Annotated in this window: 24 protein-coding genes; 20 read left to right on the top strand and 4 right to left on the bottom strand. The window is 69.9% G+C overall.

Annotated elements, in window-relative coordinates:
• Positions 1–7: 7 nt before the first annotated feature.
• A complete protein-coding gene (locus AB0I89_RS13230) occupies positions 8–472 on the bottom strand; it encodes a hypothetical protein (protein WP_357124971.1) in 465 nt (154 codons plus the stop codon).
• On the bottom strand, positions 469–870 hold the full coding sequence (locus AB0I89_RS13225) for a DUF6069 family protein (protein ID WP_357124968.1): 402 nt from the start codon (positions 868–870) through the stop codon (positions 469–471). Before AB0I89_RS13225 ends, AB0I89_RS13230 begins: the two co-directional genes overlap by 4 nt.
• 191 nt (positions 871–1,061) lie before the next feature.
• On the opposite strand from AB0I89_RS13225, the gene AB0I89_RS13220 reads away from it, so the two are divergent.
• The 8 genes from AB0I89_RS13220 to AB0I89_RS13185 all read left to right on the top strand — a co-directional run bounded on the left by AB0I89_RS13220 (position 1,062) and on the right by AB0I89_RS13185 (position 9,184).
• On the top strand, positions 1,062–2,162 hold the full coding sequence (locus AB0I89_RS13220; RefSeq protein WP_357124965.1) for a histidine kinase: 1,101 nt from the start codon (positions 1,062–1,064) through the stop codon (positions 2,160–2,162).
• Complete coding sequence (locus AB0I89_RS13215) at positions 2,150–2,812, top strand: response regulator transcription factor (RefSeq protein ID WP_357124962.1); 663 nt, start codon at positions 2,150–2,152, stop codon at positions 2,810–2,812. Before AB0I89_RS13220 ends, AB0I89_RS13215 begins: the two co-directional genes overlap by 13 nt.
• 329 nt (positions 2,813–3,141) lie before the next feature.
• Positions 3,142–3,639, top strand: a complete 498-nt coding sequence (locus AB0I89_RS13210; RefSeq protein ID WP_357124959.1) for a hypothetical protein — start codon at positions 3,142–3,144, stop codon at positions 3,637–3,639.
• Between the two features lie 100 nt (positions 3,640–3,739).
• Positions 3,740–4,291 (top strand): aspartyl/asparaginyl beta-hydroxylase domain-containing protein, encoded by a 552-nt coding sequence (locus tag AB0I89_RS13205; RefSeq protein WP_357124956.1) that lies wholly within the window; start codon positions 3,740–3,742, stop codon positions 4,289–4,291.
• Positions 4,292–4,429: 138 nt separating this feature from the next.
• Complete coding sequence (locus tag AB0I89_RS13200) at positions 4,430–5,221, top strand: SCO2525 family SAM-dependent methyltransferase (RefSeq protein WP_357124953.1); 792 nt, start codon at positions 4,430–4,432, stop codon at positions 5,219–5,221.
• Positions 5,222–5,456: 235 nt separating this feature from the next.
• Complete coding sequence (locus tag AB0I89_RS13195; protein ID WP_357124950.1) at positions 5,457–7,292, top strand: SCO2524 family protein; 1,836 nt, start codon at positions 5,457–5,459, stop codon at positions 7,290–7,292.
• The gene (locus AB0I89_RS13190) at positions 7,293–8,222 is read left to right on the top strand and encodes an SCO2523 family variant P-loop protein (RefSeq protein WP_355047832.1); all 930 of its coding nucleotides are present in this window, start codon (positions 7,293–7,295) and stop codon (positions 8,220–8,222) included.
• Positions 8,207–9,184: an SCO2522 family protein gene (locus AB0I89_RS13185; protein ID WP_357124946.1), complete on the top strand. Its 978-nt coding sequence runs from the start codon at positions 8,207–8,209 to the stop codon at positions 9,182–9,184. Before AB0I89_RS13190 ends, AB0I89_RS13185 begins: the two co-directional genes overlap by 16 nt.
• A 6-nt stretch (positions 9,185–9,190) precedes the next feature.
• On the opposite strand, the gene AB0I89_RS13180 is transcribed toward AB0I89_RS13185, so the two are convergent.
• Complete coding sequence (locus tag AB0I89_RS13180) at positions 9,191–10,147, bottom strand: SCO2521 family protein (RefSeq protein WP_355047830.1); 957 nt, start codon at positions 10,145–10,147, stop codon at positions 9,191–9,193.
• 295 nt (positions 10,148–10,442) lie between these two features.
• On the opposite strand from AB0I89_RS13180, the gene AB0I89_RS13175 reads away from it, so the two are divergent.
• The 9 genes from AB0I89_RS13175 (at position 10,443) to AB0I89_RS13135 (ending at position 22,656) form a co-directional block, all read left to right on the top strand.
• The gene (locus AB0I89_RS13175; RefSeq protein WP_357124942.1) at positions 10,443–14,657 is read left to right on the top strand and encodes a HEAT repeat domain-containing protein; all 4,215 of its coding nucleotides are present in this window, start codon (positions 10,443–10,445) and stop codon (positions 14,655–14,657) included.
• A 78-nt stretch (positions 14,658–14,735) separates the two neighbouring features.
• On the top strand, positions 14,736–16,535 hold the full coding sequence (locus AB0I89_RS13170) for a RyR domain-containing protein (RefSeq protein ID WP_357124939.1): 1,800 nt from the start codon (positions 14,736–14,738) through the stop codon (positions 16,533–16,535).
• Positions 16,525–17,037, top strand: a complete 513-nt coding sequence (locus AB0I89_RS13165) for a hypothetical protein (protein WP_357124936.1) — start codon at positions 16,525–16,527, stop codon at positions 17,035–17,037. Before AB0I89_RS13170 ends, AB0I89_RS13165 begins: the two co-directional genes overlap by 11 nt.
• Before the next feature lie 126 nt (positions 17,038–17,163).
• Entirely contained in the window at positions 17,164–17,640 is a 477-nt protein-coding gene (locus AB0I89_RS13160; RefSeq protein ID WP_357124933.1) for a hypothetical protein, read from the top strand.
• Positions 17,641–17,912: 272 nt separating this feature from the next.
• On the top strand, positions 17,913–19,166 hold the full coding sequence (locus AB0I89_RS13155) for an MFS transporter (RefSeq protein ID WP_357124930.1): 1,254 nt from the start codon (positions 17,913–17,915) through the stop codon (positions 19,164–19,166).
• Between the two features lie 201 nt (positions 19,167–19,367).
• Positions 19,368–20,561, top strand: a complete 1,194-nt coding sequence (locus AB0I89_RS13150; RefSeq protein WP_357124927.1) for an MFS transporter — start codon at positions 19,368–19,370, stop codon at positions 20,559–20,561.
• Positions 20,562–20,777: 216 nt separating this feature from the next.
• Positions 20,778–21,485 carry an SDR family oxidoreductase gene (locus AB0I89_RS13145; RefSeq protein WP_357124924.1) on the top strand — a complete coding sequence of 236 codons (708 nt, stop codon included), beginning with the start codon at positions 20,778–20,780 and terminating at the stop codon, positions 21,483–21,485.
• 206 nt (positions 21,486–21,691) lie between these two features.
• Positions 21,692–22,258, top strand: a complete 567-nt coding sequence (locus tag AB0I89_RS13140; protein WP_357124921.1) for a DM13 domain-containing protein — start codon at positions 21,692–21,694, stop codon at positions 22,256–22,258.
• Positions 22,201–22,656 (top strand): alpha/beta fold hydrolase, encoded by a 456-nt coding sequence (locus AB0I89_RS13135; RefSeq protein ID WP_357124919.1) that lies wholly within the window; start codon positions 22,201–22,203, stop codon positions 22,654–22,656. Before AB0I89_RS13140 ends, AB0I89_RS13135 begins: the two co-directional genes overlap by 58 nt.
• A 355-nt stretch (positions 22,657–23,011) precedes the next feature.
• Here the strand turns inward: AB0I89_RS13135 and AB0I89_RS13130 are convergent, their stop codons facing one another.
• Positions 23,012–23,248 (bottom strand): 2TM domain-containing protein, encoded by a 237-nt coding sequence (locus AB0I89_RS13130; RefSeq protein ID WP_357124916.1) that lies wholly within the window; start codon positions 23,246–23,248, stop codon positions 23,012–23,014.
• Positions 23,249–23,391: 143 nt separating this feature from the next.
• Here AB0I89_RS13130 and AB0I89_RS13125 point away from each other — a divergent pair, with 143 nt between their 5' ends.
• The 3 genes from AB0I89_RS13125 (at position 23,392) to AB0I89_RS13115 (ending at position 26,215) form a co-directional block, all read left to right on the top strand.
• Positions 23,392–24,189, top strand: a complete 798-nt coding sequence (locus AB0I89_RS13125) for an alpha/beta hydrolase (RefSeq protein WP_357124913.1) — start codon at positions 23,392–23,394, stop codon at positions 24,187–24,189.
• A gap of 259 nt (positions 24,190–24,448) precedes the next feature.
• The gene (locus tag AB0I89_RS13120; RefSeq protein ID WP_357124910.1) at positions 24,449–25,633 is read left to right on the top strand and encodes an MFS transporter; all 1,185 of its coding nucleotides are present in this window, start codon (positions 24,449–24,451) and stop codon (positions 25,631–25,633) included.
• Between the two features lie 60 nt (positions 25,634–25,693).
• Positions 25,694–26,215: a DUF4188 domain-containing protein gene (locus AB0I89_RS13115; RefSeq protein ID WP_357124906.1), complete on the top strand. Its 522-nt coding sequence runs from the start codon at positions 25,694–25,696 to the stop codon at positions 26,213–26,215.
• Positions 26,216–26,281: the final 66 nt, after the last annotated feature.

Here is a 26,281-nt window from a genome sequence, read left to right as displayed (position 1 = left end):
GGCCCCGTCACCCACTCCCCCCACTGGCGGCCGCCATCATGATCAGGGTGCGCCTCCGCCGTCGACTCATCAGTGCGAAGCAGGCGGTGAGCACCACCAGCTCCACCTCGGCCCACTCGCCAGTGACGTCGACGCGGATCGGCCCGCCCAGTGGGCCGGGGAGGCGCACGACGATGCGGTTCCCGTCGCGGACCAGCTCACCTCCGCCATGACCGGCCTTCCAGCGGGTCACCCCGCCGGGCCCTGGCACATGCGACCGGTCCGGGTCGAGCCGCACCGGCACGCCGTGCTGACCCTGGGCGGTGAAACCGGTGCGTCGGCGGCCGGTCGGTTCGACCGTCCAGCGGCCGGTGCCGGTGCGGATCTCGCCGCACCGCCAGGTCCAGCCGGTACGCAGCGAGGCACGCGGCCCGGTCGCACCGGAGTCGAGGACGAAGGCCCCGTCCTGTTTGCGTACGGTCAACGCGGTCATCGCTTCGCTCCTTCCGGACGCGGCCGGGGCAGGCCGAGGAGGAGGATGAGGCCGACGCTCAGGTGCAGCAGCGCGAGGGTCGCCTTCGCTCCCCCGCCGACACCACTGGGTGGGCCGACCACGAGCGAGAGCAGCAGTACCACGACCGCCACCGAGGTCCACCAGACGTGGGCGCGGTTGGTGAAGCGGTGCAGCGCCGCGAGCAGCGCCCAGCCCGCCAGTGCCGCGACCGTGGTCGCCCCGATGACCGCGCCCATCGTGACCTGCCGGGTCGAGCCTCCGGAGCGGACCGCCAGGTCTACGCCGGCCACCGAGCGCAGGAGCGCGAACTCGGCCACCGCCACTACGACCGCACCGGCCGCCACCGCGGCTTGTCGAAGGAGAGGGTTGTTCGTCATGGCCTGAGTCTGCGGACCGGGCCGGGCCGGACACGTCGGTCCAGACGCCACGACGGGTACGTCCTCCGGTGACCCGGCGTACTACCAAAGGAGGTGGTCCGGCGCGTGGCGAGCCCAGTAGCCTGCGCGATGTGGATGCCGCGGCGTGCGAGGTCGGGCGGCCGAGGACGTGGCGTTCCGTCCCGGCCGGCGTGACGACCCTGGCGGTCGGTGTCCTCGTCGCGACCATGCTCTGGTCCGCAACCCGATCCAGCTCGGCCGGTCTGGCCGTCCTCGACGTCGCGCTGGCGGTGACCGCCCTGGCCCTCGTTCCGGTGGTCCTGCGCCACCCGCGGGTCGGTGGCGTGCTGGCCGGTCTGCTCGTCGCGCTGTCTGCGGTAGCCACGCCGGTGGCCAGCTTCGCGGTGCTCTTCACCGCCCGCAACCGACCGTTTCGGCAGGCGGCGGTGGTGGCGGCGGTCGGCGTGGCGGGCGAGGCGGTGCAGGCGTTCTGGCGGCCGGCGCCCAGCCTGCCGTACGGCTGGCGGCTGGTGCTGATGTCGGTCGCGTACGCCGCCCTGCTCGGCTGGGGCACCTGGGCGCAGGCCCGGCACGCGTTGCTGGCGGCGCTGCGGGAGCGGGCCCGGCGGGCCGAGCAGGAGCAGGAGCGGCGGGTTGGCGAGGCACGCGCGGCGGAGCGCAGCCGAATCGCGCGGGAGATGCACGATGTGCTGGCCCACCGGTTGTCCCTGCTGGCGGCTGCCGCCGGTGCGATGGAGTACCGGCCGGACGCGCCGCCCGAGCGGCTCAGCGCCGCCGCGGGGGTGATCCGAGCGAGCGCGCACCACGCCCTCGACGAGCTACGCGAGGTCATCACCCTGCTGCGCAACGACGACACCGAGGCGCCGACCGACGCGCCAGCCGGACAGACCCTCGCCGACCTGCCCCGCCTGGTCGACGAGGCGCGGGCCGCCGGGCAACAGATCGAGGTCCACGACCCGCTCGGCCCACCAGCCGAGATTCCGCCGCCGGTGGGCCGCACCGCCTACCGGATCGCGCAGGAGGCACTGACGAACGCCCGCAAGCACGCCGCCGGGCAGCCGGTCCGGCTGGTGCTCGGTGGGGCGCCCGGCTCCGGACTGAGCATCGCCGTGAGCAACCCGACCACTCCGGACAGCGGTGCCACCGACAGCGCCGGCACCGGCCTGATCGGCCTCGCCGAACGCGCCGCGCTCACCGGCGGTCGCGTCGCCCACCACGTCGACGCCGCGGGCCGGTTCCACCTCACCGCGTGGCTGCCATGGCCGACGTGACCCCGCCGATCCGGGTCGTCATCGTCGACGATGACCCTCTCGTACGGGGAATGCTCACGCTGATGCTCGACGGCGCCGACGGGATCGCCGTCGTGGGCGAGGCCGCCGACGGCGCCACGGCGATCACCGCGGTGGACCGGCACCTGCCCGACGTGGTGCTGATGGACATCAGGATGCCCGGCGTCAACGGCATCACCGCCACCGAGCGCCTGCGCCGCCGCCACCGACCACCCGAGATCATCGTGCTCACCACCTTCGACACCGACGAACACGTGCTACGAGCCCTGCGCGCCGGCGCGAGCGGCTTCCTCCTCAAGGACACCCCGCCCGAGCAGATCAGCCAAGCGGTACGCGCGGTGGCCGCCGGCAACCCGATGCTGTCTCCGGGTGTGACGCGCCGTCTCATGCAGCGGGTTGCCTCCGGCGCCGAGTCCTACGAGCGGGCGAACGACCAACTGGCCCTGCTCACACCCCGGGAACGCGACGTCGTGCTGGCCATCGCGCGGGGCCGCTCCAACGCCGAGATCGCCACCGAGCTGCTGATGAGCGTGACGACGGTGAAGGCCCACGTCTCGCACATCCTGACCAAGCTGGATCTTGACAACCGTACCCAGATCGCCCTGCTCGCCCACGACGGCCGGCTGCTCTGACGCGGCTGGACGGAACCCGGGCCCAGAGCGCACAGGTCGATGCAGGTCTGCGCGAGCCGAACGAAGAATTCCGGCGACTGCGCGATCAGCGAGGTCGGAAACCCGACCGCCGGGCCTTCGTAGCCCCACCTGAGGCCCTCCGCCTGATCGATGAGCACCTCCACCGTTCCGCTGAGCGCCTGGTAGAGCGCGGCGGCCCAGCGGGGGCCGACGTCCCAGAACCCACAGGGGCAAGGGTCGTCCTCCTCGTCCGGGCTCTCCGTCACACACCGACACGATCCGCCGGGACCGCACTGGTTGCTGCCGGCGTCATCGTTTCGGCGTTCGGCGTGCGCCGGACAGCCGTCGCAGTAGTCGCACCCGTCGGTGGGGCACCGCGCAACGGGAAACAGTCGCGCCCAATCGATCCGGCCACCGTCCACCGGAAGATCGGGGACGTCGAGTTCGGTGACGAACCAGGTGGCGAGGAAATTCCGTTCGTCGGTGTCGTCGACACGCTGCCGGGCCGCCTGCTCGAGCCCGGCCCGAACGCTTGCGGGCAGGCTGAGCCAGAGGCCGGAAAGAGCTTCCTGTCCCCGCTGGGGGGAATTCAACAGGTTGCAGATGGCGACGGCGTGGTGCGGCCAGTCGACGGTCGCGATGGCATCAAGTTCGTTGCCGTTGCCTTTGTCCACAATCGACATTACACGCGACTTGGTGGTGGTGTGTCGGGGCACGAAGGCGATCACTTTTCTGGGCATGACAACTCCTCCCGAACGCGCATGAGGGCGCGCGGGGTCGATGAAGAAGATTTCGGGGCCGCGCTGGTTGTCTCGGTGCTTCCGTAGACTCCGCTTCGCGCGAAGGTGGAAGTAGCATGCCCGCGGCAAGCGCAGGAGCCCTCGCCGACGGGATCACCTACTCGTCAGGCCGCCCCACGGAGGCGACGTGTTCATCGACCAGGAACAGTTCTCCTTCTTGGAGGATCTACGCCGCAACTGGCGCGACATCCGCGGCGAGTGCCTCGCCCTGGCCGAGGACTCCTTCGAGCCGTGGGTGCAGCGTCACATGTACGGCGAAGGCTGGAGCGTGTATGGCCTGGTCGCGTTCGGCACTCGCATCAAAGCCGCCTTGTCCGCCTGCCCACGCACCGCCGACGCGCTGCGACAGATACCCGGCCTGACCACCGCCGGGTTCTCCCGCATGACCCCGGGCACCAGGATCAAGCCCCACGAAGGCTGGGTGACCACCGTCTACCGCGCCCACCTCGGCCTGGTCGTACCCGACGGTGACTGCGCGCTGAGGGTGGGCAACCGGACCCGGCACTGGCGCGAGGGCAGCATCTTCGTGTTCGACGACACGGTCGAGCACGAAGCATGGAACCGCACCGGCGCTCCCCGCACCGTGCTGCTGTTCGATTTTCTGCGTCCGGGCCAGTCCATGGATCAGCTCGACGAACTCCCGCCCGAGGTCGCGGCGCACCTACGGGGCCGGAGCTGACTTTCCGTACCCAGTGGGTTGACGCAGGTCCGCGAGCCGACACTTGTGAGCACACACCATCGTCGATACATAATGGGTTGTGCACTGAGCGCCGCTTCAGCGACCAATGTGATCCGCCGACCCGATGGAGGCCCGTCCATGGCGTTGACCCCGGCGGCTGGGGGCGGTTGCGGCGAGTCGACGCCACGTTCGCCGATTCAGTCGCCGAGGCCGGTCAATTCCGACGTCGAGTGGGACAGCTTCGACCCGCAGGCGTATGTCCGGCACAACTACGCGGATCTGCGGCCTGACGATCGGGAGATCCTCTGCCGCATCCGAGACTTCTTCGGCGAGGCGAAGCTCTCCGACGCGCGGTGCGTCGACGTGGGGTCGGGGGCGAACCTGTACCCGGCGCTGTCGCTCCTCCCGTTCGCGAAGGCCGTCGACCTGTGTGAATGGTCGACGGCGAACGTGAACTGGCTGCGTACGCAGGTCGACAGCTACGACGAGCTCTGGGACCCGTACTGGCAGGTGTGCACGGAGCACCCGGCGTACGCGGCCCTGACGGATCCGCGTCGACGACTGGCACAGGTGGGCCGGGTGGTGCGGGCCAGCGTCTTCACCCTGCCGAGGCACGCCTGGAGCGCCGGGACGATGTTCTTCGTGGCCTGCTCCATCTCGGCGGACCAGGCCGAGGCCGAGCACGCGATCGGTCGGTTTCTGGACGCGCTGCGACCCAGGTCGCCCTTCGCCGTGACGGTCATGCTCGGATCGGTCGGATACGACGTCGGTCGGCGGAGGTTCCCGGCCGTGGCCCTGCAGCGCGCCGACGTGGTTGCCACCATCGCGGCGGGCGCGGACGACCTGGACGTCCACGAGGTACGGCCCAAGCCGCCGCTGCGGGACGGATACGTGGGCATGCTGCTGGCCACCGGCCGGACCCGCGGATAGCGCCCATGCGTACCGGCGGAATGCGCCGACCTCGTGCTGTCGGCGCAGCGGGGCGGCGGGGCATTCCCCCCGCGTCCGATTGGCCGGATTGCCGACACGCGGCCATCGAAGCCTTTCAAGTGCCACTCGACTGGCCCGCTACCATGACGTTGTACGGCACCGTGGATCATCGTGGGCACGGCTATAGCAGCGGTTTCAAGTCGACGACTACAACAGACGGCGGTGGATCATGCGGATGCAGCCTCGCCAGGAGATCCTCGACATCTGGCGGGCCACGGTTCGCAGTTGCTGGGCGAACGGTGAATGGCACTGGGGCGGCCGAAGTGGTACCAACTCGATCAGCGACGCGGAGCAACTACTGACCCTGTTGCTCCCCGCGGCCAAGGTCCCCGTGCTGTCACTTGACGACCCGGACCGCGCCGACGAAGAGGTGATCGAGGCGCTCAGCCCGCTCGGCGGCGCGATCGAGATTCCCCGCCGGCTGGTCAGCGTGATGATCGACTATTTCCGGCGGTACACCGACGACGCCGGCACTCCGATCTTCGGCGGCGGCAGTTACCTCACCCCGCTGGAGGGTGGTCCGGAGCTCACCGAGGAGCAGCGTTCCCAGGACATCGTCGACTCGTTCGCGGTGTCGGTCACCCTCACGTTGGCAACGATCGGTTTCGTCAAGGTCTACCGGGGGTCCACCCAGCGGCGTGACCTGTTGGCGCAACTGGACGAACTGGAGGCCATGGCGAGCGCGCGCCTCACGGCGGCGATGGTCGGCCTGCTCCGCAGCTTCAGCACCTTCGTCTTCACCTCCACCGACGAGTACGGCATCCGCCTGTGCGACATGGTCAATCAGGACGAGCTACCTCGCCGCGAGCTGGTGGCCGCGCTGCGCGAGCAGTTGCGGGACACCATGGCGAGCCTGCGTAGCGTGGTCATCGGTTCGGGTCGGGTGACGGAGGACCTGGACAACAGCGAGATGCTGTTCGAGTGCGGCTGGTCGTGGGGGCTCATCTCCGGGACCGAGGAGGTCCCGACCACCGAGCCGATCGGCCGACAGCGTGCGGGCTCCGCGGAGAACGCCCCCTACCTCTACTTCACCGTGATCGCGATGGACGCCATCGAGGACCTGAACTCCGAACGCACCCGGCTGCTCGGATTGCTCAACGAGGAGCAGCAGCGGCTGTCCCGGGCGCTGCAACTTCGCTGGGAGCTCACCCGGACGTACTGGGCGACGGTGGCGACCTTCGGCAACCGACGACGGTGGCCCATCGAGGACATTCCCTGGCGGACGACCGATGGTGACCGGACCGACTACTACACGCTCCAGACGACGTCGCTCGCCGTGAAGGGTCTGCTCGCCGTCGGGCGCGGCGGTGACGAGGAGCTCGGGCGGATCGCCTCGGTACTGGTGGAGCTGGCGCAGCGCGCGCGGATCACCCGGCGGGCGTCACCCGGCGAGCCGGCGCTGTTCGTGCACGCGCCCGGCAAGCAGGTGACCCTGAACGACGACACGTCGAAGCCGATCATGACGTGGAACGTCAACGAGTTCTCCGTGGTGCTGCTACAGCGGGCAGCCGCCGTCGCCGGTCTGCTGAGCAACGCCCGTCAGCGCAGTGAACTACTCGAGCTGGCCGACGAGGTGTGGGATCACCTGCTGCTGCGGCGCATCCCGGACGGCCGGCACCAGGGGCTGTGGGACCACGCCAGTGGCGCCTTCCCCGGCCTGGCGCCGAAGCCGGAGGCACCCTCCTGGTATCTGACCGTGCGGGTGGCGCAGGCGCTGGTCACCTCCGGTCAGCTGCTGTGGGAGCGACCGTTCCCACGAGCCGGCCGGCTGGCCGACTACGCACAGGATCTCATCGACGAGGCCGAATACCTGTTCGACCGGGAGTTGATGCGCGGCACCTTCGACGGTGAGGCGATGCAGCGCAGCATGCGCAGCATCCGAGCCAGCCTCGGCCGGGCACAGTTGCTGGTCGACGAGCGGCCCGGCACGGCGGCGGCGCTGGTGAACACGCTTCTGCTGCTACTCAACGACGTCGCCACCGGGCAGCAGAAGGCCAGCGAGGGGATCTGAATGCTGGTCTTCGTCACGTCGCACAAGGGCGGCACCGGCCGGTCGGTGACCGCGGCGAACATCGCCTATCGCAGCGCGTTGTCCGGTCACCCCACCTGCTACCTGGATTACGACTTCGGCTCGCCGACCGCCGGCATCACGTTCCAGATACCCCAGGCCGTCAACGGTGTTGAGGGCGCCGGGCCCAACGGTGGCGGCCTGCACCGATATCTGCGCGGGGAGATCCCGTCTCCGGAGCAGTTGGACGTGTGGGGCACCTCCGAACGTGCCAGCCTGCGTCAGCGGCCCATCGGGTCCGGTCCGCTGGTGCTCCTGCCGGGGCAACGCAACGGAAGCGAGTTCGGTTTCACCAACGACATCGCCAAGCGCTGCGCCGAGCTCTTCCTCCGACTGGAGGAGGAGTTCGACCTGACCCTGGTGGACCTCAGCGCCGGCCGGTCGTACGCCAGTCAGATCGCGCTGGCCGCGACCGCGACCTCGACCCTGCGCAAGGTCGCCGTACGCTGGCTGGTCTTCCACCGGTGGACTCCCCAGCACGTCACCGCGGCGGCGGACCTGGCCTTCGAGGCGGGTGGGATCGTGGCCATGGGCAAGGAGTACGGCCACGAGCCGGAGAGGCTACGGGAGTCGCTGCGCTTCATCCGGACGGCGGTGATCGACTCACGTGGCCCCGAGGTCGGCCATCTCGGCCTCGCCCAGCAGGCCTTCCTGCGCAAGTGCGACGCGGAGCTGTCGGAGCTGGCCCGACGACGGGGTGTCGGACGTACGACACTTCTCGGCGTGGTGCCGCTGGATCCTCTGCTGCAGTGGCGGGAGCAGCTGATCTCCGACCACGACGTGCAATCCAAAATTGCCAACGTCAAGACGGTGGACGCCTTCGTTGACCTGACTGAGAAGCTTTTCGACGAGACGGCATGGGACACCGCGTGATCGGCATGGATGTCAGGTTCCAGGAGGCAGCTGCGGTGCGTCGTACAGAGAGCGTGGCGTACTCGCATCTGTCCGTGGAGCTGGGGCATTTCTACGCGGAGGACTTCGGCGACGGGTGTGAGGAGCTGAGGCGCAAGTTCGAGCGGATCGCGGACTGGTCGGCCGCGATCCCGGCGCTGGCCCGACGGGGGCTGCCCGCGTCCCGGGAGCCGCGGATCAGCACCTGCTTCATGTTGGACGACTACTTCCACCGCTTCGGCACCCCCCGCGAGGTGGTCCCGCAGGTGCAGAGCGCCGCGGCGGAGCATGGCCTGACCTTGGACTACGTGGCCCGGGAGTCCAGTTTCGCCCGGCACGACGGCGCCGAGCTGGCCCGGTTGGTGGTCGACACACTGGTGGTGGAACCCCCTCGGGGCACCACCGGGAGTCGCCCCCCGTTGAGCGAGTCGGGCTGGCTGTCCAACGGTAAGCGGTCCCCCGGGCACGTCGACGCGCCGGCGATGACCCTGCCGCGTCCGTGGTCTCCGCCGTTGCAGTCCGGCGATCCCCGGCACTCCATTTTCGTCGACATCGAACTCTGGTCCGACGAGCCGGACGCCCGGGTGTGGGCCTGCGCCCTGCTCGCCTCGGTCTGGCAGATGACCCGGCTCGGTGTGCTACGGCATCGAGGCGAGACGATGACCCAGCCGCGCCAGCTCGTCGGCGAGCTACCGACGGACTGGGACCAGCTGCCGGCGATCGTCCAGCTCAACCCGGCGGCCGCGCCGTTCTGCGCGTATCGCACGCTGACCCTCATGGGCACCGAGTACCTGCCGGTGGAGCTGGCCGTACGGACCATCCTCGGCCAGGTGGCGGTGCCGCCGACGGTCGCGCAGCAGGTCGCCAAACGGGCCGGCGGCGAGGGCCTGCAGCTACCCAGTGAGCTGGTCGACCGGCTGAGCTACGTGTTCATCAGCGACTGAGTGTGCTCAGCGCCCGCACGGCTCGTCGACGGCCATCCGGCCGGCCAGGTCGCGAAGCAGAGCCATGTTGCTCACGCTGATCTGGTCCCGGATCCAGTTGACCGACGAGTTCCACTGACGGCTGAAGCCGGGTACCTGCTCCAACTGGTCCCAGATCGGCCGCAGTCGCGGGTGCACCCGCGCGCCCGGCAGCCACAGGTGCAGCAGGTGCTCCAGCACCGGACGCAGCCGCTCGACGTGCTCCTGCCCGGAGGCCGATCGGGTGACCGCGGACTCCACCAGCGAGGACAGGATGGTCAGCAGCCAGTCGTGCAACGCGAGGTCTTCGCAGAGCCCCGCCACGGCCGCCGGCACGTCCTGCGGGGCGAGCACGAGTTCGACCGTACGCAGGGTGGGTGAGTCCACGGTGACCACCGCCGAGACGTCCCGGTTGGGACGCTCGTCGGTCTGCGCGGTCCAGCGCAGCCGTGTGCGGGCGGTGCGCAGGGGCGGGCGCCGGTCCAGCAGGTCGGACATCTGCACACCGTCGAGCACCCTGCCGGTGATCGCCTCCAGGTTCAGCACGTCGGCGTTGTTGCCGTGCAGGAAGCCCGCGCTCAGGTCGGCGACGTCCAGCTTGCCGACCGTCTCGAGGACGCCGGGGTTGGCCAGGTAGTGCGACCACGGCCGACGGCGTTGCCCGGCGACGACGTGGATGACCGAGGAGGCCTGCACGATCCGGCCGCCGGTGATGATGGCCCGGGTGAGAACCGCGCCCACCCCACGTAACTGGCGCTTTCTGGCGCTCGGGAGCCAGCAGTCGACACCGGTGCGAACATCGGGTGACACCGCGTACAGCGATGGACGCCGGGAGGTCAGCACGGCCTCGCCCTCGATCAGGCTGAGCACGTCGGCGCTCTGCTCCTGGGCCAACGCCGTACTGTGCTGCAGAAGACTGGTGTGCACCTCACCGACCGTGAGCATGGCTTCCTCCGCGACGCTGCCACCGACCCGCGTTCGTCCCGCGTACGCGGCTCATGCTGATTGACGTACACCCCTCGCGACCGGCACTGACCCGGATCCGCATCGGACAACCGCAACTCCACGAGTACGCGATTCGACCGCCGGATTCGTTTCCGTTGGTGGCCATCATAGGCCCGGGGTCGGCGGGAATCCCATGCACGGCGGGCGTTCGGAGTGTTCGCGGGTCGGACGGACGTGACAACGACTGATATTTTCGATGATGCGGTCGCCAGCCACCCCCTGGAGTTTGCCGTTCATGAAGGTCTACATTTCGGCCACCCAAAAGGACTTGCTGGAATACCGCGCTGCCGTGCACGCCGTGGCTCGCCGTCTGGAGATCGACGACGTGGCCATGGAGGCGTACGGCGCCGACATCCGGCCGCCGCTGGAACGCTGCCTCGCCGACGTGCGCCGGTGCGACCTCTACGTGGGGCTGTTCGCCTGGCGGTACGGGTTCCGACCGCCGGGCCAGGAGTCCTCCATCACCGAGTTGGAGTACCGGGAGGCGCTCGCGGCGGGAAAGCCGTGCCTGGTCTTCCTGCTCGCGGAGGACACACCCTGGCCGGTCGACATGATCGACCGCGATGCCGACTGGCAGCAGATCGTCGCGTTGCGCCGTGAGCTCAAGGAGCGCCACCTCTGCGCCTTCTTCTCCGGCGTGGACGACCTCACCGCCAAGGTGACCGCCGCACTGGCCGACGTACGCAGCGGCAGATCCCCGGCGCGCGAGCCGGCCGACCCGGACACTCATCTGCCGACGGTGGTGCGCAATCAGTACTACAAGCAGTTGTCGCTGCGATACCACGCCGTCTCGGTGGACGCCGTCTCACCGCGTCCCACCATCGGTTACCTCACCGTCGGGCTACCCAACGTGTTCGTGGAGCCCCGCGTCCACGAGGACGCGCGACCCGAGATGCCGCTGGCGTGGTGGCGTTGGGCCGGGTCCACGCCGGGCGGCGACGTCGGCGGGCTGCCCGGGGTGGTGAACCCGGAGGAGGTGGAGCGGCTCTGGGAGGAGTACGCGGCAAAGGACGAGCTGTCGTTGTTCGACGTGGTGTCCGACCCGGGGCGACGCACGATCGTGCTGCTGGGCGACCCCGGCTCCGGCAAGTCCGCGGCCGCGCGGTACCTGGCGCTGACGCTGGCCGGGGTCTGCGTCGAGCCTCGACTGAGTGCGCTGGACCGGTACCTACCCGTCCTGGTCGAGCTGCGCTCCTACGCCACCCATCACGGGGACGGCCGGTGCGACGGTTTGCTCGACTACGTCGGCCACCGCCACCAGCAGGGGCTGGCCGGTATCGACCAGGACGTGCTGGAGGCGTACCTGCGCCAGGGCGGCCAGGCGCTGTTCCTCTTCGACGGCCTGGACGAGGTCTTCGACCCGGCGCAGCGGGAAGAGGTGGCTGCGCAGATCGCCACGTTCGCCAACGAATACCCCGGGGTGCTGACCGTGGTCACGTCGCGGGCGGCCGGCTACCAGCGGCACACGTTCGCCAACGCGGGCTTCGACCACTTCACTCTGGAGGATCTCGACGACGAGCAGATCGCGCGGTTTCTGGACAACTGGTACCGCTACGTGATGCCCACGTCGGCTGCGGAGGCGGAGCGGCAGCGGCGGCAGATCCTCGACGTGGTGAGCAGTTCCCGGGCGATGCGCGAGATCGCCGGTAACCCCCTGCTGCTGATGCTCATGGCGATCGTCGGGCGGGGTCACCCGCTGCCGCGCAACCGACGCCGGCTCTACGCGCACGTGACCGACGTACTGATCTCGGAATGGGATGTGACCAAGCAACTGCGCGAGAGCCACGGCGACGTGCCGTCGCTCGACCTACAGGCGAAGCGTCGGCTGCTGCGTCGCCTGGCGTACTGGATGCAGTTCCGCGAGTCCGGCCCCGCCGGCAACTACATTGAGTCCGACGAATTGGCGCGCATCTTCCGCGACAACCTCGTCGAGTTATACGGTTTCGAGAATGAGCGGGCGCTCGCCATGGCCTACTCGATGATCGAAAAATTGCGGCAGCGAAGCTTCATCCTGGAGCGTTACGGCCTACGACTGTTCGGGTTCGTGCACCGCGCGTTCCTGGAGTTCTTCTGTGCCGAAGAGATCGTGGACAGATACGAGCGCGATCCGTCCGCCGCGGGCCTCGATCATCTGCGTTCGTTGTTTCGCGGGCGCTGGGCCGAGCCGTCGTGGCGGGAGGTGCTTCGACTGGTCGCCGGCGCCCTGCCCGCCCGGGTCGCCAACGAGCTGGTCACCCTACTCGCCACCGAGGCCACCCAACTGTGGCCGCCGCTGAACCTGACCGGGCCGCCGTGGAACCTGGTGCTGGCGGCGCAGTGCGTGGCCGAGGCGCCGCAGCCCGCCGAACTGGCCGGTGCGGGCGACGCCCTGCTGCGCCAGGTCGTGCGTCTCATCGAGCATGGCATCTCCGCCGACGACCCGAACCTGGTGGATCTCACCGAGCAGGATCTGCTGTCCTCCATCCGGACTCTCGGCCCCGGTTGGCCCGGCCGGGAGGTCTTCCTGCACTGGTACCGCCGCCGCGGGGTCCGGACCAGTTGGCGATCCGGCTCTCCCTTCGCCACCAGAATCGCGGCGGTGCTGTCCACCGCCGACGAGCAGATGGAGGACCTGCTCGTCCGGGAGCTGGGGCAGGGCCGCGAGCGGCAGGCCCGCCTCACCCTGGTCGCCGGGCTGGCCGAGGCCGCCGGCCGCATCGAGGCCACCGGCGGCAACAGTGGCCGATGCCGGGACATCCTGCTCGCCCAGGCGCAGGCCGAGGTCTCCACCGCGGTACGGCAGGCCGCCGTACGCGCACTGGTCGCCCACCTCGGCGCCGGCCCCGATTTCGTGGAGGTGCTGTGCGACCTCGCCAACTCTCCCGATCTCGCGGTGCGGGCGCTGGCCGTGCAGTCCCTCGGCACCCGGTCCGAACTCTCCGACGACGTGCGTCAGGTGTTGGCCAGGGCCACCGGGGACACCGCCGTCGCGGTGCGGCGAGCCGCCGCGGGAGTGCTCAGCACGCGCTACGCCGACCTGCCGGACGCACCCGAGACGATGCAGCGCCTGCTGGCCACCGACACCGATCCCGGCGTGGTGCAGTGCGTGCTGAAGCGTCTGCTGGCTCTGCCGGAGTACGCCGAGACCGCACGAACCACGGCGTTGCGGCGGATCACCGGCGACGCCCCGGACGAGGTCCGCCGCTGCCTGCTGACCGGGCTGCTGCCGGAGCGACCCGGTCCGGAGGACACCGAGCTGTTGCTCAAGCTGGCCTGCTCGGACACGTCCGCCCGGGTGCGCGCGGTCGCCGTACAGCGGTTGGCGCTCGTACCCGACCTCGAGGGGCGCTGCAGGGCCCGGCTGATCGACCAGATCGAGCAGGACGAGGATTCCTCCGTACGAGCCGCCGCGGTCACCGCCCTGATCGACCGGGACCGCGCCGACGACACCGGGTGGACCGTGGTGGCCCGCTCGGCTCACGTCGACGAGGACGCGACGGTACGCCTCGCCGCGGTGCGCGCGCTGGCCGAGGCCTACCCCGACCACCGCACCGGGGAACTGCTGCTGGAGAGCGCCCGACGCGATCCGACCGCGAGCGTCCGGCTCGCCGCGGTCGAACTGCTCACCGGGCGACCGCTGTTCGGCCACGCGACCCGGGATCTGCTCATCAGCCGCGCCTCCCAGGAGCGGGACCCGATCGTCCGGCTCCGGGTCACCCGTAGCCTGGCCCGCCTCGCCGACCCGCCGGACCTTGAGGTGCGGGAGTGCCTTGCCGAGCAGGTCAGTCGGGACCCCGACCCGAACGTGCTGTGCGCCGCCGCCCAGGCGCTCGCCCGCCACGGCAACGCCCCGGGCCTCATCGAGACCCTGTGCCGGCGGGCCCGCCGAGACAGCTACGTCGGCATCCGGTTGGCCGCCGTACAAACCCTCTGTGCGTACGGAAGCCCGGAACTGGTGACCGACGTGCTGCTGGAATGCGTCGAGTCCGACACCGACCCGACCGTGTTCGACGCGGCCGTACGCTGTCTGACCCAGCAGGGTTCGGCATCCATGGCGGTGACGCTGCGGCTCATGCGCCGCCTGTCGGACCAGGACCCGGCGATCCGCGCCCGCATCGCCGCCGCCCTCGGCGAGCACTTCGGCACCGACCCGGAGGTGCAGGTGCTGCTGGTCGGGCTGGTCCGCGACGATCCGGCGCTGGAGGTTCGCCGCCGGGCCGTGGAGCAGCTGGGTGCCAGTCTCGCCGGTCGCACGGGGGTACGGGACCTGTTGCTGCGGCTGGCCGACGACGATGACTGGGAGATCCGCCGGACCGCGCTGCTCGCGTTGACCCGGCACTACGACGGGGACACCCGGACCCGGGAGGTGCTCGTACGGCTCGCGCATCAGGAGGACGACGGCGCGGTGCGGCGGCTGGCCGGGCAGCTGCTGGCCACGCTGCCCGACACCCGACCCGACGACTTTCCGTAACCGCTCCGGAGCCATCGGCGCACACCCGCGTGCGCGTCGAGCGACAGCCCGATCGACCTCGTCAAATACCATGACCTCATGACGGATCCGGTCGCCGGCTCGTCCCGCCCGACCGGCTGGAGTCTGCGAGTCCTCTTCGGCCTGATCGGGCTGGCTGCCCTCGTCCTCGGCTATGTCGGCTTCGAGCGCCTGCTCCAGGCCCGCCCGGACGTCGCCCACGATCCGTACGACGTGCTCTACTACGACCTGCAACTCTTCGTCTTCGGCGCCGAACCCTTCCAGAACGCCGGCCCCTACCCGTGGCAGCTGCAGGTCGCCCGGTTCGCCGCCCCGCTGTTCACGCTCCTCGCCGTGGCCGAGGCCAGCCGGCTGCTGTTGGCCGCCGAGAGTCGCCGCCTGCGCGCCCGGCGGGCACGTGGTCACGTCCTGGTCTGCGGCGACTCCCAGTTCGCCCACATGCTCGCCGACCGGCTCTTCGCCGACGGTGAACGTGTGGTGGTGGTGCGCTCCGAGCCGTTCGGGCCGCTGGAGTACCGGCGGCGCCGGTACCTCGGCGTGGTCGGCGACCCGACCAGCCCCGAGGTGCTGCGCGGCGCCGGACTACCCCGAGCCCACACCATCTACGCCTGCAGCGAGGACGACGACCGCAACCACGCGATCGCCAACACCGCCAACCGGCTCATCCAGGAACGACGACAACCACCGCGGGTCTACATTCTGGTTCACGACGCGGAGATGTGTCTGTCCCTGCAGGCCCGACGGCTCGGCGCCGCCGGTTCCAGCCGGCTGCGGCTGGACTACTTCCACGTCGACGACGTCGCCGCACGCGCGCTGCACCGGCACCACCCGCTGCCCGGCGCGGGAGTCCGACCAACGAGGATCCTGATCGCGGGCACCGGCACCTTCCGCCGGGCGCTCCTGGTGGAGACCGCCCGGCACTGGCGTGCGTTCCGCGCCGACACCCCCGGGGGCCACGCCGCGCCACCCCTGCGGGTGGACGTCGTGGCACCGGATGCCGGTTCCGAGATCGCGCTGGCGTCCTCGCGTTACCCGTTCCTGGCCACCGTCTGCCAGATGACCGCGTACGACCTGGATCTCGACGGCGTCGTCGGTCTCGGCCGCGACCGCTACGACCGCATCTACGTGTGCGCGCCGGACGAGATCAACGGCCTGCGGTTCGTGCTGGACACGCCGGCCCTGTGGCAGGGCGCCGAGAGTGCCGTGTTCGTGCCCGTCTACCGGCAGGCGGCGCTCGCCGCGGCTTTTCACGGCGACTCCCGGCACGACCTGCTCGACGAGGTGCACGGCAAGCTCCGCCTCTATCCGGTGCTCGCCCACGCCTGCGACGCCCGGCTGATCGCCGAAGATCTCACCGAGCGGTTGGCCCGGCTGATCCACGAACGGTACGTCCAGGCCCAGCAGCGCGCCGGGGTACGACTCGGCGACGCCTCGGCGATGGTGGACTGGTCACGACTACCCGAGTCGTTGCGGCGGGCCAACCGGGCCTACGTCCAGGACATCGCCGCCAAGCTGTTGGATCTCGGTTGCGTCGTGGCGCCCCGGCACGGCGGCACCGTTGACGCCTCGGCCGCCGGGCAGGCCATCGACGACGGGATCGAGGAACTCGCCCGCCTGGAGCACGAGCGGTGGTGCCGGGAACGGCGCGGGGACGGTTGGACGTACGGCGACCCGCGCGACGACGCCCAGCGACGGCACCCCGCCCTGCGGCCGTGGGACGAGCTGCCGTCCCACGTACGGGAGCAGAATCGCGAGGGGGTCCGGGCACTGCCTGACGTGCTGTCCGACAGCGGGTTCGAGCTGATCCGGTTGGCACCCCCGGTGCCCACTCAGCGGACAGGCCCGACGGATGCCGCCTGACCTCGACCCGGTCCGCGTCGGCGTGACCGGGCACATCAACCTGACCCGCGACACCGAACTGCTCGTCGCCGCCGCGCTCCGCGTCGAGCTGGGCCGGATCAGCGACCGGCCGGTACACGGCGTGACCTGCTTGGCGGCCGGCGCGGACCAGGTCTTCGCGCGCACGATCCTCGACCTGGGCGGCACCTACGAGGTGATCCTTCCGGCCCTCGACTACCGGCTCGCGGTCATCAGGCCGGAGAATCGGCTGGTCTTCGACGAGCTGCTCGACCGGGCGGTCGCGGTCGTCCACACCGGACACGACCGCTCGGACACCGCAGCGTACGTGGTCGCCAACCGGGAACTGGTCCGACGGGTGCAGCGACTCGTGGCGGTGTGGGACGGCAGACCTGGCCTGCACCCCGCGTCGACGGACCGGACCATCGAGTGGGCGCGGCGCCACGGCGTCCCGACCACGGTTCTCTGGCCCGTCGGCGCCCGTCGAACGCCCATCGAGGGTTGACGAGCCGGTCCTGCTGTCGATCGACGACGCACCGGCTAGAGCCGCCGTTGGCCCGATAACTGGTCCCACCCGATCGACTGCGGCTGGTAGCGTGCGCCGATCATGAAGATCACGGGGGAAACATCGATGAACCGAACTCGACTCGTCCTGACTGGCCTGGCCGTCGGGGCGGCGTTCGCGATGTCCGGCTGCGATCCGCAGCCCGAATCCGAGAGCACCGCGACCGCGCCGTCTCCGGCGGCCTCGAGCGCCGCCCCGACCACCACCGCAGCCAGCAGTGCGGCCAACGACGCGGCCACGGTGCAGGCCTGCGCCGACATCAACAAGGACATCAAGGACAACGCCACCAAGATCGCCAAGGCCGAGAAGATCGGCCCGCCGGCCGGGCACTTCGCGGTCAGCGCCCAGTGGGTCGCCGGTTCGGTCGCGATCCTGGCGCACACGATAGGCGCCAACGACGTGGTCACCACCGCCTCCGAGAAGATCCAGAACGAGATGATGGCCCTGAGCGACGCGTACAACAAGTCCGCCGACGCCAAGCCCAGCAAGAAGGCTCTGGAAGCAGCCCTCAAGGAGTTGGACTCCGCCTGCTCCGCCGCCTGACCGGTTCGACTACCGATCGGCGGTGACCCCCACTCGGACGGTCACCGCCGATTCGCATGTGATGCGACCTCCGGCACCCGCATCAGCGGCCGCTGAACAACCCACGGAGGCCCGCGCGACGAACGGCGGGCCTAACCAACTGCCGGCGCAGTGCTATGGCCTGTTTCCGAAGGGCGTTCGAGATGCCCCTCAACGGTGCGGTGGGACCGTGGGTCGGAACGGCGGCTGGGGGGTAAGTCCCAGCAGATGGCGTAGCGGGAGGAGCAGCGACGGTGGCCCGAGAGGGGATGACGCTCACCGATGCCGGCGCGGACCAGCGCGATACCGGCGGCGAGCGGAGCAATCTGGTCCGATATTCGCTGCTCGCCTCACTCGCCCGGCTGGCCGACGAGGGTGCCCGCGTGGGGCTCGTCCTGCTCGCCGTCGAGACCACGCGGAGCGCCGGGTTCGGCGGCCTGCTGGTCGCTGCGCTCATGGTCCCGCACGTGGTCGCGGCGCCGCTGGTCGGCGCGGTGGCCGACGCCACCTCCCGGCGCAAGGTGTTCTACAGCGGTGCGCTTCTGGTGTACGCCACAGCGCTCGCACTGACCGCGGTGGCCACCGGCTCGTCTCCCCGATGGGTGGCCGTCGCCGCCGCACTGGCTGCCGGTTGCGTCGGCCCGTGTCTCAGCGGCGGGCTCACCAGCCTGCTCAACGAGCTCGTCCCCGGGCGCCTGCGCAGCGCGTACGGCATCGATTCGACCCTGTACGGCCTGGCGGGCATCGTCGGACCGTCGGCGGCGGCGGTGTTGGCCGGCGCGTTCGGCGGCCGGATCGCGGTATTCTGCCTCGCCGGCTCGGCCGCCGCCGCCTCGTTGCTGCTGTGGTCGCTGCCGTTGGCGCGACGCGAGCGCTCGGAGAGGTATCACCTGCGCGGGGCCGACTTCCTCGCCGCCGCCAAGGTCATCATCAGGCGGCCGGCCCTCGGCTCGGTCACGCTGGGCAGCTGCCTCGGGCAGCTGGGCGCCGGCGCGCTACCGGTGACCGCCGCGCTGATGGCGCAGCGCGTCCACAGCACCTCGCTGACCGGTGTCATCCTGTCCCTCATCGCGCTGGGCGCGCTGGCCGGATCACTGCTGTATGTGTACTTCCCACTGCGCTCGTGGCTGCCCGAGAACGTCATCCTCGTCTGTCTCCTCGCGACTGCCGTCCCGTTCGCCGCAGCCGCCGCGTTCCACACCACCCCTGCCGTCTACCTGCCTGCCTTCGCGATCAGCGGCCTGATCAACGGCCTGATGTTCTGTTCCCTGCTGGTGGTGCGTGGCCGGGAGGCGCCACCCGAGCTGCACACCCAGGTGTTCACCGTCGGCGCTGGCCTGAAGAGCGCGTCCGGCGCCATCGGATCCGCGTTGGCCGGCGGGGCGGCCGGTGCCGGCGTGGCTGTCCTGCTGGGCGGGGTGAGCCTTTGCCACGCGCTCGGCGGGCTCCTGGGCGCCGCGGTACTCCGCGCGCCGCGTCGACGCCCGACGGACCCGGAGAACCAGTGACGGAACGCCGGCATCGGTGGGAGCAGCCGGTGGTCGCCCACTGGTCTTTCGAGGCGCTCGTCAACGACGGTGCTGGACGAGCCCGACCGACGCATCCGCGACGTCGCCTGCTCGACATGGACGCGGCGCATCTGGCGAAGGAGTGATCACATCAGTCAACCGACGACCGAGGCCGACCCCTCGACAGACCGGCGGACGGCGGTGGCGGCACTCGTTGCGCTCGCCGTGGGGGCGTTCTGCTACGTCGCGATGGAGACGATGCCCGTCGGCCTCCTCCCCTTGATCTCGGAGGAGTTCGGGGTGTCGCTCGCCGACGCCGGGATGCTGGTGACCGGCTACGGGTTGACCGTCGCGATCGTCTCCGTGCCGCTGGCGTACGTCACTCGCCGCGTACCGCGACGGCTGCTGATATCCGTGCTACTGGGTGTCTTCGTGGTGGCGACCCTGCTGTCGGCGGTGGCGGTGGACTATGTGATGTTGCTGGCGGCGCGGGTCGTCGTGGCGCTCAGTCAATCGGTGTTCTGGGCGGTGGTCGGGCCGGCGGCGGCCAGCCTCTTTCCGCAGCGGGTACGTGGCCGGGCCATGTCGACGGTCTTCGGCGGCTCGGCTCTCGCACCGATGCTCGGCGTGCCGGCAGGGACCTGGCTGGGCCAGCAGGCGGGCTGGCGCTGGACCTTCGTGGCACTGGCCGGCTTCGGCCTGCTCGCGCTCGGGCTGGTCGCCGTCCTGATGCCAACGACACCGGTCGGAGCCGCACACGCCGCGACCGGCACCGCGCCGAGCGTCCCGCGCTACTGGATCCTGGTCGCGACCACCGCCCTGTCCATCACCGGACTGTTCACCGCGTTCACCTACACCGCCCCGTTCCTCACCGAAGTGAGTGGCTTTCCCGCAGCGGCGATCGGCCCCCTGCTGCTGCTGCGCGGCCTGGTCAACTTTGGTGGCATCGCGGTCGCCGGTGCCGTGGTCGACCGCAGTGAACGGGGGACCATGGTGGGCTCGCTCCTCGTTCTCGTGGTCTCGCTGGTCGGCCTGTACCTGTTCTCCGGCTGGCAACCGGCTGTAGCCGTGATGCTCGCCCTGTCCGGCTTCGCGCTCGGCGCGCTGACCCCGGCCCTACAGAACCGGGTGCTGGAGGTGGCTCCCGGCAGTTCAGACCTGGCGTCGGCCGGGAACTCCGCTGCCTTCAACGTCGGTATCGCCGGCGGGGCGCTCCTCGGCGGAGCCCTGCTGTCCGGACCCGGCATCGCCGACACCGCACTGGTGGGTGGGCTGGTCGCCGCCGCTGCTCTGCTGCTCGCACTGGTCGAGCCGCTGATCGCCCGCGACGTTCATCGGCAGCAGGCCACCGAGGGGCCGCGTCGGTACGCCACCAGCCCGCACGCACCGCGGTGAGGAGGAAGCCGGCCAGGCTATCCGGACCCGGCGGAGGCAACCACGTCCTGGCCGTGGGGAGATGGACGGTACGGGTGGAGCGCGGCGACCCGTCGGGCTTCATCAGTCGCCGTGCGGGTCGCCCTGAGCCGGGCGATGCTCCTGCGGACACGGGCGGCCGTGATTAACCTCGCAGCATTTGCCTCTAACGTCAACGTGAGGTTCTAGCGTGTTGGTATGGAAATCAACGGCTCAACAGCTCTCGTGACCGGCGCCAACCGCGGCCTCGGCAAGGCGTTCGCCGAGGCACTCCTCGCCCGCGGCGCCACCGTCTATGCGACCGCCCGGCGTGTGGAAAGCATCGACATTCCCGGTGCCATCGCCCTCCAGATGGACATCACGGATCCGGCGTCCATCGAGGCCGCGGCGGCCCAGGTGGGCGACCTCGACATCCTCATCAACAACGCCGGCACCTCCACGGACGCCCCGCTGCTCGGGCCCTCGACGGAGAACATCCGCAAAGACTTCGACACCAACTTCTGGGGAACCCTCAACGTCACCCGCGCGTTCGCGCCGAGGCTGGCCGGTGGCGCCATTCTCAACGTCATCTCCGCGTTGAGCTGGTACACCTTCTCCCCCGGCAGCAACGGCTACGCCGCCTCGAAGGCCGCGGAGTGGTCCCTGACGAACGGCATCCGACTCGAGTTGGCCGACCAGAAGACTCTGGTCACCGCCCTGGCGCTGGCGATCGCCGACACGGACATGATGGCCGGCATCGACATCCCCAAGCTCGCGCCCCACGAGGTGGTCACCCAGGCCCTCGACGGGCTGGAGGCGGGCAAGATCGAAGTCATCGCCGACAAGCCCACCGCCAACGTCAAGGCCTCGCTCTCCCGCGACCCCGCCCTCTTCTACGCCGACCTCGCCGGCAACCTCTTTGCGTGACTATCGCAGCGTCACGCAGGCCGGAGTAGACGACCTGGTCAGGGGCGTACGCCCGATACGGGGGCCGGCCTCCGGTGGAGCCGGCCCCCGTATCCGTGACGCCGCAACGGCCCACATCTTCGGCCGGATCGCCCCGCACGTGCCGTAAGCGATCGGTAATCCGGCCCCGCCTGGTCACGATGAGGTCCGGCGGCTTGACTTGAACCGTGACTCGCCGTCTTCTCCGCGCTCCTGTCGCCTGGATCGTCGTTGCCGTGCTCGGCATCGGTGCCGCAGGAGCGCTCTACTGGTTCCAACCGTGGCGGTTGTTCACCGACACGGTCGTGGCGGAGCCCCTCTCCACCGTCCCGCAGCCGTCTCAGTCCGCGCAGCCGTCTCGGTCCTCATCCGACGCCGCGGACGTCCCGGCCGCACCGATCGTTCTCGCAGAGGGAACCTTCATCACCCACGAGCACGACACCAGCGGCACGGTCCGGATGGTCCGCAACCCGGACGGCAGTCACCAGCTGGAGATCGACGGGCTGGACACCAGCGACGGCCCTGACCTACGGGTGTGGTTGTCCGATCAGCGGGTTCGCGCAGGCACCGCCGGCTGGCGGGTGTTCGACGACGGTCGGTACGCGGAACTGGGCAAACTCAAGGGCAACCAGGGCGATCAGGTGTACCGGCTGGCCGCCGGAGTCGACCCGGCGGAGTTCCGCAGCGTCAGCATCTGGTGCAAGCGCTTCGCCGTCTCGTTCGGCGCCGCGGAACTTGCCGCCGTCCCGTCATAGCTGGACGCGTCTGCGTCCTGAGCCCGGAACGATGCCCCCGCTCCGCGATCGACATCCGCGTCGAGATCGGTCGGGCCGTACGGGAGGCGTTATACGGCGACGTCGACGCGGCCACCGCCGATTCCGCCATCGACCTGCTCGCCCCGGCCGCGCCGGTCGGCATCGCGGCCGATGCCCCGGTCGTGACCCGCGAGCGCTACGGCTCGGTACCCAAGACGTACGTGGTCTGCACCAAGGAGAACGCCGTTCCGCCGGCGCCGCAACGACGGCTGATCGCCGAGATCGACGCCGTCTCGACGTCCCCGACCCAGGTGATCGAGCTGGACTCCGCACACTCGCCGATGCTCTCGCACCCGGACGACCTCCCCGCCGCCATCGGATCGGCCGGGCTCGGCTGATCACGGCCCACCCATTGCCCGCTCAGGCCGCGGTGAGCTTCCGGATCGACGGCGAAGCGCCGCGGCCTGAGGTGGGAAGCGCAATCAGGACCGACCGCCGCCCGGCCATACGTCGTAATTGACGGTGGTCCAGGAGATCCCCGGACCGAGGCGGGAACGGCTCGGTGCGCAGAGGCCCGCCCCGCAGGGCTCGGAGAACACCGTACGGATGGCCCAGATCGGTCCGGACGGTCCCATCGGCGGATTCTTCGCCGCTCGGGAAGTCCCCTGGTGACCCGTGCCGGCCCCGAACTGCTCGGCGCGAGCGCCCCGACCGTGAATGGATCACGGACGAACTCCGAGAGGAATGGCGCCGTCAGCGCCCCGGGCGCAGTTGCCAGGAGTTGTGCGAAGTGGACAGGAATCTCCGCACCGCCCAGAAGTGGAACGCCAGCCCGATGCTCCAGGCGACGATCGACCAGACCGGCCAGAAGAATTGGTCCGGGGTGACGAACCACCAGACCACGATTTGGGCGAGGTTGGCGACCACGTACCAGACGAAGTGGATCACCAAGGCCCATTTGGCAGCGGTTTCGCTCTTCGAGAATGTCATGGCCGCAGACTAGGCCGAACGACTTGACGAACACGGAAATCGCCCGGCAGTCGAGCTGCATTCCCGTTCAGTGTCCGTCAAGCAACGCCTTTTAGGTTCAACCGGAATCTCTTCCGGAAACGACTACTGAAAGGCTCATATCAATGACGACAACCCGCCGAACACTGCTGGCCGGTGCCGCCGCGGCCGCCGCCGGGGCTGCGCTCGGGGCACCCGCCGCACAGGCCCACCCGCGACCCGCCAATCAGCCGAAGCCCACGGTGGTACTCGTGCACGGCGCCTTTGCCGATGCCTCCGGCTGGAACGACGTCGCCACTCGCCTCATCCGCGACGGATACCCGGTCATCGCTCCGGCGAACCCGCTGCGCAGCGTGGCCTCCGACTCCGCGTACCTGGCGAGCGTCCTCGCCACTCTGAGCGGCCCGATCGTGCTCGCCGCCCACTCGTACGGGGGGATCGTCGCCACGAACGCGGCGACCGGCAACCCGAATGTGAAGGCGTTGGCCTACGTGGCCGCGTTCGCGCCCGATCAGGGCGAGACGCTGCTGGGTCTACAGACGAAGTACCCGGGAAGCAAGCTCAATGAGGCGGCGCTGGACTTTCGGCCCTACGAGGCCGGCCTCGTCGACGGGTACATCAAACGGCAGTTCTTCCGGGAGGTGTTCGCCGCTGACGTGCCGAAGGCGACCGCCGAGCTGATGTGGACCGGGCAGCGGCCTGCCGACGCGCGCACTCTCGGGGAGCCGTCGGGCGTACCGGCCTGGAAGAACATTCCTTCCTGGTACCTCGTTGCCCGCAACGACCAGGTGCTGCCTGCCGAGGCGCAGCGGTTCATGGCAGAGCGGGCCGGCGCGCAGGTCCGGGAGGTCAACGCGTCGCACGTCGCCATGATCTCGCAGCCCTTCGCCGCGGCCGAACTCATCAAGCGCGCCGCGCGCTGACGAGGCGCAAGAGAGGGCTGGAGGCCGGCCCTCGACCGGCCAGGGCCGGGCTGGGGGTAGTCCACCAGCTCGGGGCCCTGGTCAGGCGCGACGGGAAGGTCACCTCGGTATTTCCCCGGATCTGCGTCGACCACCGGCCTACGGGCGTGCCCGAACCCCGCTCACACGAGTGAATCTGCGGAGGAACGCGATGCACCAGCAGGCATTTGAGGGTCAGTGTGCCGCCGCGGAGAACCGGCGCGCCTCGACCACACCACCCGTGAGACATCCGAAGCTGACGTTGCTGGCGCTGGCGCTGGGCACCTTCGCGATCGGTACCGGCGAGTTCGGTAGCAACGGCATCATCCAGCTCTTCGCGTCCGACCTGGACGTGTCTATTCCGGTGGCGACGTATGCGATCACCGCGTACGCCCTCGGAGTGGTGATCGGTTCTCCGACGATCATCCTGCTCGCCGCACGAACGAACAGGCGCCGACTACTGATCGGCCTGATCGGACTGTTCCTGGTCGGCAACGGGCTCTCCGCGCTGGCTCCTGACATCACGTCACTCGTCATCTTCCGATTCATCGCCGGGAGCGTGCAGGGTGCGTTCTTCGGCGCGGGAGCTGTGGTCGCCGCCTACGTCTACGGACCGGGAAGGGGCGGCAGGGCATTCGCCACCGTGATGGGCGGCCTGACCATCGCCACCATCGCCGGGTCCCCCCTGGGCACTCTCATTGGTCAGAACGCGGGCTGGCGTGTCATGTACTGGACCGTTGTCGCCGTGGGTCTGCTCGCTGGCGCCGCCCTCGTTGCCTGGCTGCCGCGCACCGACGAACTGCGCGGCAGTTCGGTCGCCAGCGAGTTGCGGGCGTTGCGTCGACCGAACGTATGGCTGATGGTCGTCGTCGCGGCGCTCGGCATCTCCAGCATCTTTGCCGTTTACACGTTCATCGGCCCATTCGTCACCGACGCCGTAGGGCGGGACGCCTCAGTCATTCCGCTCGCACTGGCCGTCTTCGGCCTCGGCATGGCGGTCGGCAACCATCTCGGCGGCCGCGTCGCCGACCGCTCGGCAGATCGCGGTCTGACCTGGGGCTACGGCGGCGCTCTGGCACTCCTCGTGCTGATCGGCGTCGCCGGCAGCAGCCTCGAGGTTCTGCTGCCGTGCCTGTTCGGCGTCGGCGCGACCATGATGTACGCGATCCCCAGCATCCAAGTACGGCTGACCAGCTTCGGCCCCGACGCCCCGACGCTGATGGGTGCCCTCAACCTGGCCGCTCTCAACCTGGCCAACTCTCTCGGCGCGATCGGCGGCGCGATCACCCTTGACGCCGGTTGGGGCACCCTGTCCACCGTCTGGGCCGGCTTCGTCCTCACCACCACCGGCCTGGTCCTGTACGTCACGACCGTCGCCCGACGCAGGCCAGCTCCATGGATGACGGCGCGCTTCATCGCGGGCTGATCGTCAACGACGAACAGCCCTCGCCCCCGCCCACTAGAACTCAGAACGAGGAGATTCACGATGAACACGAGTGTGAATCGGCAAACTGTCGACCTGTCGCCCTACCCGGACCTGGTGGTCGTCTATCTGGGCATGCGCGTCAACCGGCTCTTTGGCCTGCGGACGCTGATGGGTTACGGCCCGCAGATCGGCCGATCCGCCAGCGACAACCCCGAGGGTCTCCTTCGGCATGAGCCCCTGCTGTGGTCGCTGTTCCCGATGCACGTCGGCATTCGGCAATACTGGCGGGACCTGCCCTCCCTGTTGTCCTGGGCCCGTTCGGAACCACACCGGATCTGGTGGCGCAACTTCCTGCGCGACAGCGGCGGTACGGGCTTCTGGCACGAGACCTACCTACTCCGTGGCGGGATGGAGGCGGTCTACGACGACATCCCGAAGGAGCAGGGCTTTGCCGCCTTCGCTCCCGTACACCCCGCACGCGGTCCCCTCTTCAGTTCGGCCGCACGCGTCGGACGCCCCGAGGACAACGCCGCACCGGTCATCAGCGAAGACGAGCTCTACACAGCGGGATCCGGTCAGTAGGCAACACCGTTCCGCAATCGATCGTCACCTCGGCGATCGACCCGTCGCGGTGAGCCGTTCGCCAGG

The sequence above is a fragment of the Micromonospora sp. NPDC049801 genome, from assembly GCF_040656575.1.
In the GTDB taxonomy this organism is placed as follows: Bacteria; Actinomycetota; Actinomycetes; order Mycobacteriales; family Micromonosporaceae; genus Micromonospora.
The sequence above is the reverse complement of the archived record's forward strand: the minus strand, read 5'-3'. Positions and strand labels throughout refer to the sequence as shown.